Source organism: Micromonospora trifolii, assembly GCF_022229005.1.
Classification (GTDB): Bacteria; Actinomycetota; Actinomycetes; order Mycobacteriales; family Micromonosporaceae; genus Micromonospora; species Micromonospora trifolii.
Window position 1 is genome coordinate 1 of record NZ_JAKKFD010000005.1, and the last position, 12410, is coordinate 12410.

General features: G+C 71.6%; 10 protein-coding genes and 1 pseudogene. 4 read left to right on the forward strand and 7 right to left on the reverse strand.

Annotation, left to right across the window (positions count from 1 at the left end; translation table 11 throughout):
• Window positions 1–110 precede the first annotated feature (110 nt).
• Window positions 111–2039, reverse strand: a complete 1929-nt coding sequence (htpG, locus tag NIE79_RS04470; protein ID WP_238677329.1) for a molecular chaperone HtpG — start codon at window positions 2037–2039, stop codon at window positions 111–113.
• 150 nt (window positions 2040–2189) lie between these two features.
• Between htpG and NIE79_RS04475 the strand changes: the two genes are divergently transcribed.
• Entirely contained in the window at window positions 2190–2888 is a 699-nt protein-coding gene (locus NIE79_RS04475; RefSeq protein ID WP_238677330.1) for an SDR family oxidoreductase, read from the forward strand.
• Window positions 2889–2949: 61 nt separating this feature from the next.
• Here the strand turns inward: NIE79_RS04475 and NIE79_RS04480 are convergent, their stop codons facing one another.
• Window positions 2950–4404 (reverse strand): M28 family peptidase, encoded by a 1455-nt coding sequence (locus NIE79_RS04480; RefSeq protein WP_238677331.1) that lies wholly within the window; start codon window positions 4402–4404, stop codon window positions 2950–2952.
• Between the two features lie 202 nt (window positions 4405–4606).
• Between NIE79_RS04480 and NIE79_RS04485 the strand changes: the two genes are divergently transcribed.
• Window positions 4607–7384, forward strand: a complete 2778-nt coding sequence (locus NIE79_RS04485; protein WP_238677332.1) for an ATP-binding protein — start codon at window positions 4607–4609, stop codon at window positions 7382–7384.
• Window positions 7385–7398: 14 nt separating this feature from the next.
• Here the strand turns inward: NIE79_RS04485 and NIE79_RS04490 are convergent, their stop codons facing one another.
• Together NIE79_RS04490 and NIE79_RS04495 are read right to left on the reverse strand one after the other, a co-directional pair.
• Window positions 7399–8157, reverse strand: coding sequence for a hypothetical protein (locus tag NIE79_RS04490; protein ID WP_238677333.1), 759 nt, complete (start codon window positions 8155–8157; stop codon window positions 7399–7401).
• Window positions 8154–8654, reverse strand: coding sequence for a SigE family RNA polymerase sigma factor (locus NIE79_RS04495; RefSeq protein WP_238677334.1), 501 nt, complete (start codon window positions 8652–8654; stop codon window positions 8154–8156). The genes NIE79_RS04490 and NIE79_RS04495 overlap by 4 nt, the downstream gene beginning before the upstream one ends.
• A gap of 138 nt (window positions 8655–8792) precedes the next feature.
• Here NIE79_RS04495 and NIE79_RS04500 point away from each other — a divergent pair, with 138 nt between their 5' ends.
• On the forward strand, window positions 8793–9623 hold the full coding sequence (locus NIE79_RS04500; RefSeq protein ID WP_238677335.1) for a DUF3152 domain-containing protein: 831 nt from the start codon (window positions 8793–8795) through the stop codon (window positions 9621–9623).
• A 13-nt stretch (window positions 9624–9636) separates the two neighbouring features.
• Here the strand turns inward: NIE79_RS04500 and NIE79_RS04505 are convergent, their stop codons facing one another.
• The 3 genes and pseudogenes from NIE79_RS04505 to NIE79_RS34190 all read right to left on the reverse strand — a co-directional run.
• The gene (locus NIE79_RS04505) at window positions 9637–10284 is read right to left on the reverse strand and encodes a hypothetical protein (protein WP_238677336.1); all 648 of its coding nucleotides are present in this window, start codon (window positions 10282–10284) and stop codon (window positions 9637–9639) included.
• A 126-nt stretch (window positions 10285–10410) separates the two neighbouring features.
• Complete coding sequence (locus tag NIE79_RS34185; protein ID WP_443677164.1) at window positions 10411–11115, reverse strand: S1 family peptidase; 705 nt, start codon at window positions 11113–11115, stop codon at window positions 10411–10413.
• A gap of 3 nt (window positions 11116–11118) precedes the next feature.
• Window positions 11119–11592 (reverse strand): annotated as a pseudogene (locus NIE79_RS34190) (snapalysin family zinc-dependent metalloprotease); the annotation flags it as partial.
• Between the two features lie 241 nt (window positions 11593–11833).
• Between NIE79_RS34190 and NIE79_RS04515 the strand changes: the two are divergent.
• Window positions 11834–12397: an AMIN-like domain-containing (lipo)protein gene (locus NIE79_RS04515; protein ID WP_238677338.1), complete on the forward strand. Its 564-nt coding sequence runs from the start codon at window positions 11834–11836 to the stop codon at window positions 12395–12397.
• The last annotated feature ends 13 nt before the right edge of the window (window positions 12398–12410 follow it).

The following is a 12410-nucleotide window of genomic DNA, read 5'->3' on the forward strand; positions in this document are numbered from 1 at the left end:
CGAGCCCAACGGGGTGGCATCGCCTGCTGGCCGGGTCGGGTGGCGCCGCGCCGTGGAGGGGCCCGGCCGGCGGGCCCGCTACTCGGGCGGGCCGCCGGCCGGGCGTACGCCTACAGGGTGCGCGCCAGCCGGTCGGCGAGCGTCCGGGTGAAGCGGGCCGGGTCGGTCAGCTCACCGCCCTCGGCGAGCACCGCCAGGCCGTGGAGCAGCTCGGCGGTCTCGGTCAGGGCGGCCGGGTCGCTGCCCTGCTCGTGGGCCTTGCGCAGCCCGGACACCAGCGGGTGACCGGGGTTGATCTCCAGGATCCGCTTGGTCGTGGGGATCTCGTGCCCCATCGCCCGGTACATCTTCTCCAGGGTCGGGGTGAGGTCGTGGGCGTCGCCGACGACGCAGGCCGGTGAGGTGGTCAGCCGCGACGACAGGCGGACCTCCCGGACGCTGTCCGTGAGAGTGGTCCCCAGCCAGTCGAGCAGCCCGGCGAACTCCTGTCGCTGCTGCTCGCGCTCGGCCTCGGCCTGCTGCTTCTCCTCGTCGGTGTCCAGGTCGATCTCGCCCTTGGCGATCGAGCGCAGTGGCCGGCCGTCGTACGTGCCGACCCGCTCGACCCACACCTCGTCGACCTGGTCGGTGAGGAGCAGCACCTCGTGCCCCTTGGCCCGGAACGCCTCCAGGTGCGGAGAGTTCTCGATGGCGGCCCGGGACTCGCCGGTGGCGTACCAGATGTCGCTCTGGCCGTCCTTCATCCGCGACACGTAGCCGGCCAGGTCGGTGGGCTCGGCCGGGTCGTTGGTGGAGGCCACCGACAGGATGTCCAGCAGGGTGTCCCGGTTGTCGGTGTCGTCGATCAGCCCTTCCTTGACCACCGCGCCGAACTCGGTCCAGAAGGTGCGGTAACGCTCGGCGTGGTTGGCCTTGAGGTCCTTGACCGTGGCGAGGACCTTCTTGACCAGGCGGCGGCGGACGATCTGGATCTGCCGGTCCTGCTGGAGGATCTCCCGGGAGATGTTCAGCGACAGGTCGTGCGCGTCGACCACGCCCTTGACGAAGCGCAGATAGGTCGGGACCAGCGCCTCGCAGTCGTCCATGATGAAGACGCGCTTGACGTAGAGCTGGACGCCACGGCGGCCCTGCGGGGAGAACAGGTCCAGTGGGGCGTGGCTGGGCAGGAAGAGCAGCGCCTCGTACTCGAAGGTGCCCTCGCCCTTCATGTGCACGACCTCGAGCGGGTCGGCCCAGTCGTGGCTGACGTGCTTGTAGAACTCGTTGTACCCGGCGGCGTCGACCTCGTCGCGGGGCCGCGCCCAGAGCGCCTTCATCGAGTTGAGGGTCTGCACCTCGCGGGTGGCGGCCTCACCGTCGGCGCCGGGGCGTTCGACGCTCATCCGGATCGGCCAGGCGATGAAGTCGGAGTAGCGCTTGACGATCTCGCGGACGGTCCACTCGGCGGTGTAGTCGTGCAGGTTGTCCTCGGTGTCTGCCGGCTTGAGGTGCAGCGTCACGGTGGTGCCCTGCGGCGCCTCGTCGACCGCCTCGATCGAGTAGGTGCCCTCGCCGGTGGACTCCCAGCGGGTGGCGCCGGTCTCGCCGGCCTTGCGGGTCAGCAGGGTGACCCGGTCGGCGACCATGAACGCGGCGTAGAAGCCGACGCCGAACTGACCGATGAGGTCCTGCTTGGCGTGGGCGTCGGCGGACTCGCGCAGGTGGCGCAGCAGCTCGGCGGTGCCCGACTTGGCGATCGTGCCGATCAGCTGGACGACCTCGTCGCGGGTCATCCCGATGCCGTTGTCGCGCACGGTGAGGGTGCGGGCGTCGCTGTCGATCTCCAGGGCGACGTGCAGGTCGTCGGTGTCGGCGACGAGGTCCTTGTCGACGAGGGTGGCCAGCCGGAGCTTGTCCAGTGCGTCGGACGCGTTCGAGATGAGTTCCCGCAGGAAGACGTCCTTGTTCGAATAGATCGAGTGGACCACCAACTGGAGGAGCTGACGCGCCTCGGCCTGGAATTCCAACGTTTCGGCCTGGTTGCTCACACCGTCTCCCATCTCGGCTCGTGCGAAGGTTCGCGGAAAGGATACGAGTCGTCACCGGTCGGGGTGTGGGCGCGTCCGGGTCGTATTCCCGATCCGGTCGGTCCGCCCACGTGACATAGCTGACTTTGCCTAACAGAAGTCAGGTCGGATAGCGTGACGGCCATGAAGATCGCTGGAAGCACCGCCCTCGTCACCGGCGCCAACCGTGGCCTCGGCCGGCACCTGGCCGCCGAACTCCTCGCCCGGGGCGCCACCGTCTACGCCGGCGCCCGCAACCCCGACAGCGTCGACCTACCCGGCGTGACGCCGGTCCGCCTCGACATCACCGACCCCGCCTCGGTGGCCGCCGCCGCCGAGCTGGCCGGCGGCGTGAACCTGCTGATCAACAACGCGGGCATCGACACGCGGACCGACCTCCTCGACGGCGACCTGGACCTCGTCCGGCTGGAGTTGGAGACCCACTACATCGGCACCCTGTCGACGATCCGGGCGTTCGCGCCGGTCATCGCCGGCAACGGCGGCGGAACGATCCTCAACGTGCTCTCCGTGCTGTCCTGGTTCGGCTCCCCCACCCACGCGGCCTACAGCGCCGCCAAGTCCGCCGAGTGGGCGATGACCAACGTGCTGCGCGTCCAACTGGCCGACCGGGGCGTCCGGGTCGCCGGCCTGCACGTCGGCTACCTGGACACCGACATGGCCGCAGACATCACCGGCCCGAAGTCCGACCCGGCGGCGGTCGCCCGGATCGGCGTGGACGGCATCGAGGCCGACGCGTACGAGATCCTCGCCGACGACCTCAGCCGCCAGGTGCAGGCCGGGCTGGCCGGCGGCGTCGCCGCGCTCTACCCGCAGCTCCCCTGACCCACGACGCGACGGGCCGCCACCGGGAAGAACCGGTGGCGGCCCTTTGTCGGGTACGCGGTCAGCTCGCCTGCAACGTCACGTCGTCGATCACGAAGGTGGTCTGCAACGACGAGTCCTCGGTGCCGGTGAACCGCAGCGTGACCGTCTGCCCGGCGAACGCGGCCGCGTTGAGGCTGCGCTGCACGTAACCGGTAGCGGCGTTGAGATTCGAGTACGTCGCCAGCGTTGTCGAACCCGCCTGCACGGTGAGCCGGTCGTACGCCGTGGAGCTGGTGGTCTCGGCGGTGTCGATGTGCAGCCAGAACGACAGCGTGTACGTGGAACAGCCGGCGGGCAGTGTCACCGACTGCGACAGACTCTCGGTGCGGGTGCTGCCGTATCCGTTGAGCCACGCCTTGTACGACCCGGTCCGGGCCGGCTGGCCGCTGGCGTTGGTGATCACACCGGAGGACGCGGTCCACGGCGTGCTGCCGCTCTCGAAGCCACCGTTTCCGACCACCTGACCGCCGGTGCAGGTCGGGGTGCCGCCGCCCACGGCGAGCTGCCACAGTGCGTACGCGACGCCGTCGGCCGCCCGGTTCAGCACTGTGGCGCTGACGTTGGCGGTGGTGTCGCAGGACCGGTGGTAGCAGGGGTCGTACGCGGAGTTGGCGGTGCCGCCCCACTTGGCCGCCTGGGCGCTGGTCTTGCGGGCGCTGGCGCCGGCGGCGTAACCCGAGGTGGGGATGCCTGCCTGCTGGAAGTAGTAGTCGTCGGAGCGGCCCTGGCCCTCGACGTTCTCCTCCGGTTGCAGGCCCAACGAGTCCCAGTACGCCTTCAGCGGCGCCGCAGTGGTCGAGCTGACCCGGTTGATGAAGTAGCCGCCGTTTGTCGAGCCGACCATGTCGAAGTTGTAGTAGCCCTTGATGTAGCCGCGCTGGGTGGCGCTGAGCGAGTTGACGTAGAACCGGGAGCCGTTGAGCCCCTGCTCCTCGTCGGTCCACCAGGCGAACCGCACCCGTTTGGTCACTGTCGGGTTCTGCGCGGCCAGGACCAACGCGTTCTCCAGCAGGGTCGACGAGCCGGTGGCGTTGTCGTTGATGCCCGGACCGGCCGAGACGCCGTCCAGGTGCGCGCCGAACATGACCACCTGGTCCGCCGGGCCGCCGGGCCACTCGGCGATGAGGTTGTTCGAGGGGTACCGGCAACTGGAGCAGTACTGCTCGCTGACCGTGTAGCCGGCCGACTGGAGCCTGGTCTTGACGTAGTTGAGTGAGGCGGTGTAGCCGGCCGAGCCGGCCCGTCGGTTGCCACCGTTGCTGGTGGCGATGGCGTTGAACTGGGTCAGGTGCGCCTGGACGTTGGTGATGGAGATGTCCGGCGCGGCCAACGCGGCGGCGGCCGCGGCGATCGGCCGGGTCACCGCCGTCGTCGTGGTCGAAGGTGACGCGGTCGCCGGCTGGGTGGCCAGCGTCACCGTCATCCCGGCGAACACGGCAAGCGCGATTCCCGCGCTCAGCGTTCTGCCTCTCATGGGGGCTCCTCGGGGTTGGAGAGATACCCGAGACACTTACAGATATCTATTTATTGAGCATCGGTCGTTCGTCCCGAACCGCCGCCGCTTCGACGATGGGTACCGGCGTCGGCACAGGTGAGTAGAGGTGTCAGGATGGGTAGGTAACGCGGCAGGGGTCGTCGGGCCCGGAACGGGGGCTTGCGATGGGGTCGGATCGAGCGTGACACGACCCAGTACTGACCTGTTCCTCGGCGGCGGCGACACCGGGCGGTTGATGGCACGACTGGACTGGGCCGGCACTCCGCTCGGCCCGGTCGGCGAGTGGCCACAGAGCCTGCGCGCCGCCGTCCGGATGGTGCTCTCCTCCCGCTATCCCATGCTGCTGCTCTGGGGTGAGAGCTACTCCCAGCTCTACAACGACGCGTACTCCGCGCTGATCGGCGACAAGCACCCCGACGCGCTCGGCGACGACGTACGGGTGACGCTGGCCGAGGGCTGGAACGTGCTCGCCCCGCTGATCGAGGAGGCCATGGCGACCGGCGTGGCCAGCTGGGTCCCCGCGCTGCAACTGCTGCTGGAGCGGGCCGGCTACCGCGAGGAGGCGTACTTCAGCGTCTCGCACGCCCCGGCCCGCGACGACGACGGCCGCACCGTCGGCGTACTGACAGTGTGCAGCGAGGTCACCCAGCAGGTGGTCGGCGAACGCCGGTTGCGTCTCCTGCGCGACCTGTCAGTGCTCGGCGACGGGCGCACTGTCGACGTGGACGCCACCGGCGCCCGGCTGATCGACGTGATCGACGGCCACCCCCTGGACGTCCCGTTCGCCGCCATCTACCTGCGCGACGGCACCGCGCTACGCCGGGTCGCCTGCACCGGCGGCGACCACTGGCACGCCGTGGCCCTGCCGGACGCCGTCGAGCTGACCGACCCGGGCCCACCCGCGTACGCCTGGGGGCTGGCGGACGCCGCCGAGGGCCGGGCGACACCGGTGACCGACGTCGCCGACCGGCTGCCACTGCCCGCCGGCCCGTGGAACGACCCGGTCCGCACCGCGCTGGCGCTGCCGCTGCCCTCCGCCGACGAGGATCAGCCGATCGGCGTCCTGCTCGCCGGGGTCAGCCCCAGCCGAGGGCTCGACGAGGCGTACCGCTCCTTCCACCAACTGCTCGCCCAGCAGATCTCCGTGGCGTTGCGAAACGCCCAGGAGTACGAGGAGGAGCGGCGCCGGGTCGAGGCGATGGCGGAACTGGACCGGGTCAAGACCGACTTCTTCGCCAACGTCAGCCACGAGTTCCGTACCCCGCTGACCCTCATCCTCGGCCCGCTGACCGACGCGCTCACCGACGCCACAGCGCCGTTGGCGGCGGTGCAGCGGGAGCGGGTGGAGACCGGCTGGCGTAACGCCACTCGGCTGTTGACGCTGGTCAACAGCCTGCTCACCTTCTCCAGCCTGGAGGCCGGGCGGGCGCGCAGCGACGCCCGGGTGGTCGACCTGGCCGCGCTGACCGCCGAGCTCGCCGGAGTGTTCCGGGCCGCCGTCGAGCGGGCCGGGCTGACCCTCGAGGTGAGCTGCCCACCGCTGCCCCGGCCGGTCGCTGTCGACCCGGTCAACTGGGAACGCATCGTCACGAACCTGCTCTCCAACGCGCTGAAGTACACGTTCATCGGCCGCATCCGGGTGACTCTCGACGCCGACGACGAGGAGGTGCGCCTCACCGTCGCGGACACCGGCATCGGCATCGCGGAACGGGACCTGCCAAAACTCTTCGAACGCTTCCACCGGGTGCGGGGCGCCCGCTCGCGCAGCCACGAGGGGACCGGCATCGGCCTGGCCCTGGTGCACGAGTTGGCCCGGCTGGAGGGCGGCGACGTGCGGGTGACCAGCCAGGTGGGCGTCGGCAGCAGGTTCACAGTGACGCTGCCCTGGTCGGCGGCGCACCGCACCGCGGTCACCGGGCCGGCGGTGGACGCACGGGGCGACGCCGCCCGCGCCGCCGTCGAGGAGGCGATGGGCTGGCTCACCGAACCGGACGACGCGCTGACCGAGCCCGATCCCGCGTCCGGGCCGGCCACTGACGAACTGGCAGGGGCCCGGATCCTGCTCGCCGACGACAACGCCGACATGCGGGCGTACCTCACCCGGCTGCTCACCGGGCAGGGCTGGCGGGTGCGGGCCGTCACCGACGGCCGGCAGGCCCTCGACGAGATCCACCGCGACCTGCCCGACCTGGTCCTGACCGACGTGATGATGCCGGTGCTGGACGGCTTCGACCTGGTGCGCCGGCTACGCGCCGACCCGGCGACCCGGACGCTGCCGGTGCTGGTGCTCTCCGCCCGCGCCGGTGGGGAGGCCAGCGTGGAGGGCCTGAGCCTGGGCGCCGACGACTACCTGGTCAAACCCTTCGCCGCGGCCGAGTTGATCGCCCGGATCCGGGCCAGCATCCGCCGGGCCCGCGACCGTGCCCCGGCCGCGGCCGTGGCGGGCGACCCGGCGACGGTGGCGACCCCGACTCCCTCGGCTCGACCCGCCCCGGTCGGCCCCGGCACGCCGGCCCCGGCGGCCGAACCTGTCCGCGACGCGTCAGTGCTCGGGCAGGCGCCGGCCGACCCGGACGGGTTGGGCGACGTTCTGGACGTCGGATGGACGTACCCGTCCGCGCCCACCTCCGCCGCCGCGATGCGTCGGGACGTCCGGGGCGCGCTGGACGACCTGGACGTCGACCCGGACGTGCTGGAAGATCTCCTGCTCGCCGCCTCGGAGGCCATGAACAACGCTGTCGAGCACGCGCAGCGGCCCAGTCGTCCGGAGGTACGGGTGCGCGTGCAGGTCGGTGGCGGGCTGAGCCGGATCTCGGTACGGGACTTCGGCACCTGGCGGGACCGCCGGCCGGCGATGGACCGGGGACGCGGCGCGCTGCTGATGAACGCCTACGGCGACGTGTCGCTGGTCTCCACCGCCGAGGGGACGACGGTGACCATCGAGCGTCGACTGGCCTGAGTGCCGGCGGCGCGTCAGAGTCGGCGGCCGCTGCTGTCGTGGGCGATGATGCCGTCCAACCGCTCCCCCGGGGTGAGCTGCGCCGGGTCGAACCAGAAGATCAGCACCTGCTTGTCGACACTCCAGCGCGCCACTCGGGCGTCGACCTGCCGACCGTCGACCGTGCCGATGATCCGCTTGGCGGGGCCGACGAAGTAGCCGAAGGTGGGCACCGGCGCGGCAGAGCCCTCGTCGTAGCCGATCTGGTGGAAACCGGCGCTGCGGTCGCTGCCGTCGACGTCGTTGACCAGGATGTCGGTGGTCACCGAGCCGTCCGGCGCCTGGCGACCGGCGGCCAGCCCGATGGACACCTTGGGCTCACCGTCCACTGACACCCGGACGAAGTAGTAGATCCGCCGGTCGGTGCCGTGCTTCACCCCGCTGTCCACGAACTGGCCCAGCGGCTTCGGTGGCGGCTCGTCGCGGCCCACCGTCGGCGGTGGCGTGGAGCCCAGCGACTTCTCCGCCCACGGCGAGACACCGACCGGCGGCGGAGCGACGGCGACCGGCGGTGGGTGCCCGGTCGGCGCCGGATCGCCCGGCCCGGACGCACCGACCGCCACCACGACGACCACGGCGGCCAGGCCGGTCGCGAGCGTCGCCGCCCCGGCCCCGGCGACGCGTCGACGGGTACGCAACCGACGTCCCTCGCGCATCAAGGAGTCCAGGTCGAGCACGGCATCGGGGCGCTCGGTCGCCCGCATCGCGTGGCGGAGCCGTTCCAGCTCACTCATCGACGCGCCTCCTCATCGACGGTGCGGGGCCCGGCGGTGCGCAACTTCTCCAACGCTCGCGAGCTGGTGCTCTTGACCGTGCCGACAGACACGGAGAGTTCCCGGGCCACCTGCGCCTCCGGCAGGTCGAAGTAGTAGCGCAGGACGACGATGGCGCGCTCCCGAGGGCTGAGCGCACCGAGGATGGTGATCAACCAGCGCCGGGTGGCCACGTCGTCGGCCAGGTCGCCACGCCGCTGCTCCGGCACCTCGTCGGTGGGGTACTCCCGCATCGGCCGCCGCCACCCGTCGACCAGATGGTTGACCAGCGTGCGGCGGGCGTACCCGTAGGCGTCGTCGTCGTGGATCCGCGACCACGACGCGTAGGTGCGCACCAGGGCGGTCTGCGCGGCGTCCTCGGCCTGGTGGTGGTCACCGGTCATCAGGAACGCGGCGTGCACCAGCCGCGCGGACGCCGCCCGCGCGAACTCGACGAATTCCGCGTCACCCCGCGCCACCGCGAACCCTCCCCGTGCCACAGAGCTAGAGACGGGCGAGGCCGGCAAAAGGTTGAGCCCTGGGTCACATCAACTTTTCGCCACTGTCACCCGTCTTCTCCTCCGCGCCGCCGCTGAGCGACGCGCGAGGGGAGAGACATGTCGACGAAGGTTACCCACCGCCGGGGTACCGCCCTGATGGCGTCGCTGCTGGTGGTGGAGCTGCTCACCGGATGCGGCGTGCCCGCCGCCGGGCAACCCGCCACCGACCCGGTCGCCGCCGGACCGCTGCCCAGCGGACCGGCGACACCTGCCGGTCGGCCGACCGGGGCCGCCGAGGTCCGACCCAGTTCCGCGCCCGTCATCCCGGTCAGCTACCCCGCCACCGGCGCTAACCGCTGGTCCGTGGCACCCGGCGAGACAACCCCCGGGCGCGCGACGGCCGGCCGGTTGCTGCGCTACCGGGTCGCCGTGGAGCGCGACATCCGTGGCCTGCCGGCGACAGACATCGCCACGGCGATCACCACGACCTTGAACGACCCACGCGGATGGACGGCGGGCGGGGCGTGGCGACTGCGCCGGGTCGGCGCCGGCGAGCCGACCGACTTCACCATCTACCTGGCGACCCCCGGCACCCGCGACGCCCTCTGCCAGGACGTGCCGGACGCCTACACCTCCTGCCGCAACGGTGGCCGGGTGGTGCTCAATGTGGCGCGCTGGGTCAAGGCGGTGCCGGGTTACGGCGCGAGCCTGGAGACCTACCGGCAGTACATGGTCAACCACGAGGTGGGGCACAAGCTCGGGTACGGCCACGAACGGTGCCCCGGGCGGGGCCGGTCGGCGCCGGTGATGCAGCAGCAGACGCTGGGCCTGCACGGGTGCACCGCGAACGCCTGGCCGTACCCGAAGGGCAAGGCCCGCTACAGCGGGCCGGTCGGGGCGTACGACGACGAGATCCCTCGGCGTGAGGGCGCCTATTCGGCGTCGTAAGGGCGGCGTGCCCTCAGGTTCGCCGACGGCGTTCCTGTTCGAGTCGCTCGTCCTGGCGGCCCATCTCGTAGATGGCGTTGAGGCTGGTCGGTAATCGGCTGACGTTCTCCGGCACCGGGCCGGGATCCGGTGCCGGCCCGGAGTCTGGCACCGGATCGGGGTCGGGTGCGGCGGCGGGGACCGGGGCCCGGCGGCGCAGGAGCAGCAGACCCAGCACCGCGAGGACCGCCACGACCAGCAGGTACGACACGGGTGGCCAGGCATTCCGGGTGGGGTTGGCGAGCGCGGGCGGTGCGGTCGGTGCGGGGGTGTCGCCGTCGCGCCACGGCACTGTGGCCTCGCGGGTGCCGGTGCCCTCCCCGGCGGTGCGGCGATCGGGGGCTGCGGGTGCGGGAGCACCGCCCGCCGAACCGGCGGGCCTGGGGATCGCTGTGGGTTCCGCCGGGCTGGGCCGGCCGGCGACCGGCGGGCGACTCGGCGTGGCCGCCCCGGTGGGGGTGAGGCTCGGCGTCGGAGCGGCACTCGGGGTGTCGCCGCCGAGCAGGTCGTCGACGATCTGGCCGACGCCGCCGACGATGTCACCGAGCGGATTCGAGGTGGCCGACGCTGACGGCGCGGGCGCGAGGGCGAGGGTCAGCGCGAGGACGACGACGGTAGGCATGACGCCACCTCCGATATGCCGGATCTGCCATGCACCGTATCGCATCGTGGGATCGCGTGGGTGACGCCGGCACACCGGGGCGGGGGCGCGTCTGGCGCTCACCCCCACCCGCGGTGTCGTTGGTGGTCAGACCGGCAGGCCACCCACCTGAGTGGAGATCCAGGATCGGATCGACGGCAGGTCGACGTAGATGGACGGGCCGGTGGCGCAGGTGGAGTTGTTGTTGCCGGCGCGACTCGTGGCGCCGATCAGGTTCCACACTCCGTTGACCCGGCGCACCTGCGGCCCACCCGAGTCGCCGTAGCAGGCGCCGGAGTTGCCGTTGGTGTTGTTGGTGCAGATCTCGTACGGGCCGTTGATGCCGGAGCACCGACTGTCGGCCACGATGGACGTATCGAGTTCGTTGGCCACGGCCGGAGCCGAACCGCAGCCCCGCGGGGCGCAGGTCTGACCCCAGCCGATGATCCGGGTGGCCGTGCCGACCGCGCCGGAGGTGCTCGGGATCGGGGCCGGCGCGTACGTGACCGAGCTGGCCAGTTGCAGCAGCTTGACGTCGACGCTCGGGTGGTTGACCGCCCGGGTAACCCGCACCACCGTCCCGCCGCTGGAACGGTTGGTGCTGCCCACGCGCACCGAGGACGGCGTCGAACAGTGCTTGGCGGTGACCGCCCAGTTGCCCTTGATCAGCGTGCCGGTGCAGCCGGAGACGTACACCATGAAGGGGTAGTTCTCCGATGCCGGCCGGCCACCGACCACCAGCGGGCTGATGTCGGAGGCGCCGGTCCAGGTGTAGGTCGTGCTGGCCGGCGCGGTCAGGGTGCCGGCGAACAGCGAGTTCACCCGGCTCGCCTCGGCGGCGCTGGGGTTCGCGTTGCGGCAGGAGACCGGTGCGCTGCTGCCGGACATCAGGTCGGAGCAGAGGCCGGTGCGCCGGTCCGGCAGACCCAGGATGTGGCCGACTTCGTGGGTGGCGATGCGGGTGCGGTCGTAGCCCTGGTTGACTGCCGTGCGGCCCATCCAGATCCGGCCCGAGCCGAGGCTGGTCGGTTGCGCGCGGGGCCAGCCGTCGTCGACGTAGATGGTGATGCTGGCCGGGGTGCCGGGCAGGAGTCGGACGGTGCTGACCCGACTGTTCCAGATCTGCGCCGCCTGGTCGAAGTTGGTGCGGAACTCGCCGGTCCGGCTCGCGTCGTAGTAGACGGTGCGCACGGCGGCGGCCGGCGCACCGGTGGCGAGCTGAATCCCGGCCGCTGCCAGGATCGCCACCAGCATGGCCAGCGCCGCGCGTCTCAGTTGTCCTCGGAACATCGGGTACTCCCCTGCTGTCGTCCGGCGGCCGTCGACCACCGGGTCATCGATGCACGTAGATATTAATGTGACGGCGATCGATGTTCGGCATAGCGGAAGCGTCATACCGGCGAGATGGCGGCTGTTACTCAGCGGTTACGTCGCGGCGAAGCGCCTGTGCCGGGGCAGGACGACGGTGACAGCAGAGGGTCACCGGCAGCGCCGCCGCGACGTGACCCCGGTACCGAACGGAGAAACCACAATGAGGATCAGGAGCGCACTGACCGCGTTGGCGGTCGTCCTCGCCGGGCTGATCGCCAGCGCCGGCAGCAGCACCGCCGCGGGCACCACGACCGGAGCGGCGTACTGCGGGATCACCTGGGGCAGCGCGGAGAAGACGGCCGGCGCGCTGAGCGACGCCCCGCTGGTCGACGTACGGACGGGCCGGCACGACTGCTACGACCGGGTCGTGTTCGAGTTCGACGGCCCGGTGGACGGCTACGCGATCGGCTACGGCGAGACGTGGACCGAGGGCGAAGGGCTGGCGCTGTCGCCCTACACCGCCGGCGGCGCGCTGCTGCGGGTCTCGCTGCGGGCCCCGGCGTACGACGACGACCACCTGGGCACGGTGCCCTACGCGGTCGGCGAGCACGTGGGGAACCTGCTGCGCTACCCGACGCTGCGCGACGTGGTCTTCGGCGGCAGCTTCGAGGGCTACAGCACCTTCGCCGTCGGCATACGGGCGCGGTTGCCGTTCCGGGTGCTCGTGCTCGCCGGCCCCGGCACCCACAGCCGGGTGGTGCTCGACGTCGCCCACCAGTGGTGATCGGAGCCGGCCG

Coding starts and splice junctions, on each gene's coding strand:
- NIE79_RS04475 (WP_238677330.1), top strand. CDS start 2,190: ATGAAGATCGCTGGAAGCACCGCCCTCGTCACCGGCGCCAACCGTGGC.
- NIE79_RS04480 (WP_238677331.1), bottom strand. CDS start 4,404: ATGAGAGGCAGAACGCTGAGCGCGGGAATCGCGCTTGCCGTGTTCGCC.
- NIE79_RS04490 (WP_238677333.1), bottom strand. CDS start 8,157: ATGAGTGAGCTGGAACGGCTCCGCCACGCGATGCGGGCGACCGAGCGC.
- NIE79_RS04500 (WP_238677335.1), top strand. CDS start 8,793: ATGTCGACGAAGGTTACCCACCGCCGGGGTACCGCCCTGATGGCGTCG.
- htpG (WP_238677329.1), bottom strand. CDS start 2,039: ATGGGAGACGGTGTGAGCAACCAGGCCGAAACGTTGGAATTCCAGGCC.
- NIE79_RS04505 (WP_238677336.1), bottom strand. CDS start 10,284: ATGCCTACCGTCGTCGTCCTCGCGCTGACCCTCGCCCTCGCGCCCGCG.
- NIE79_RS04515 (WP_238677338.1), top strand. CDS start 11,834: ATGAGGATCAGGAGCGCACTGACCGCGTTGGCGGTCGTCCTCGCCGGG.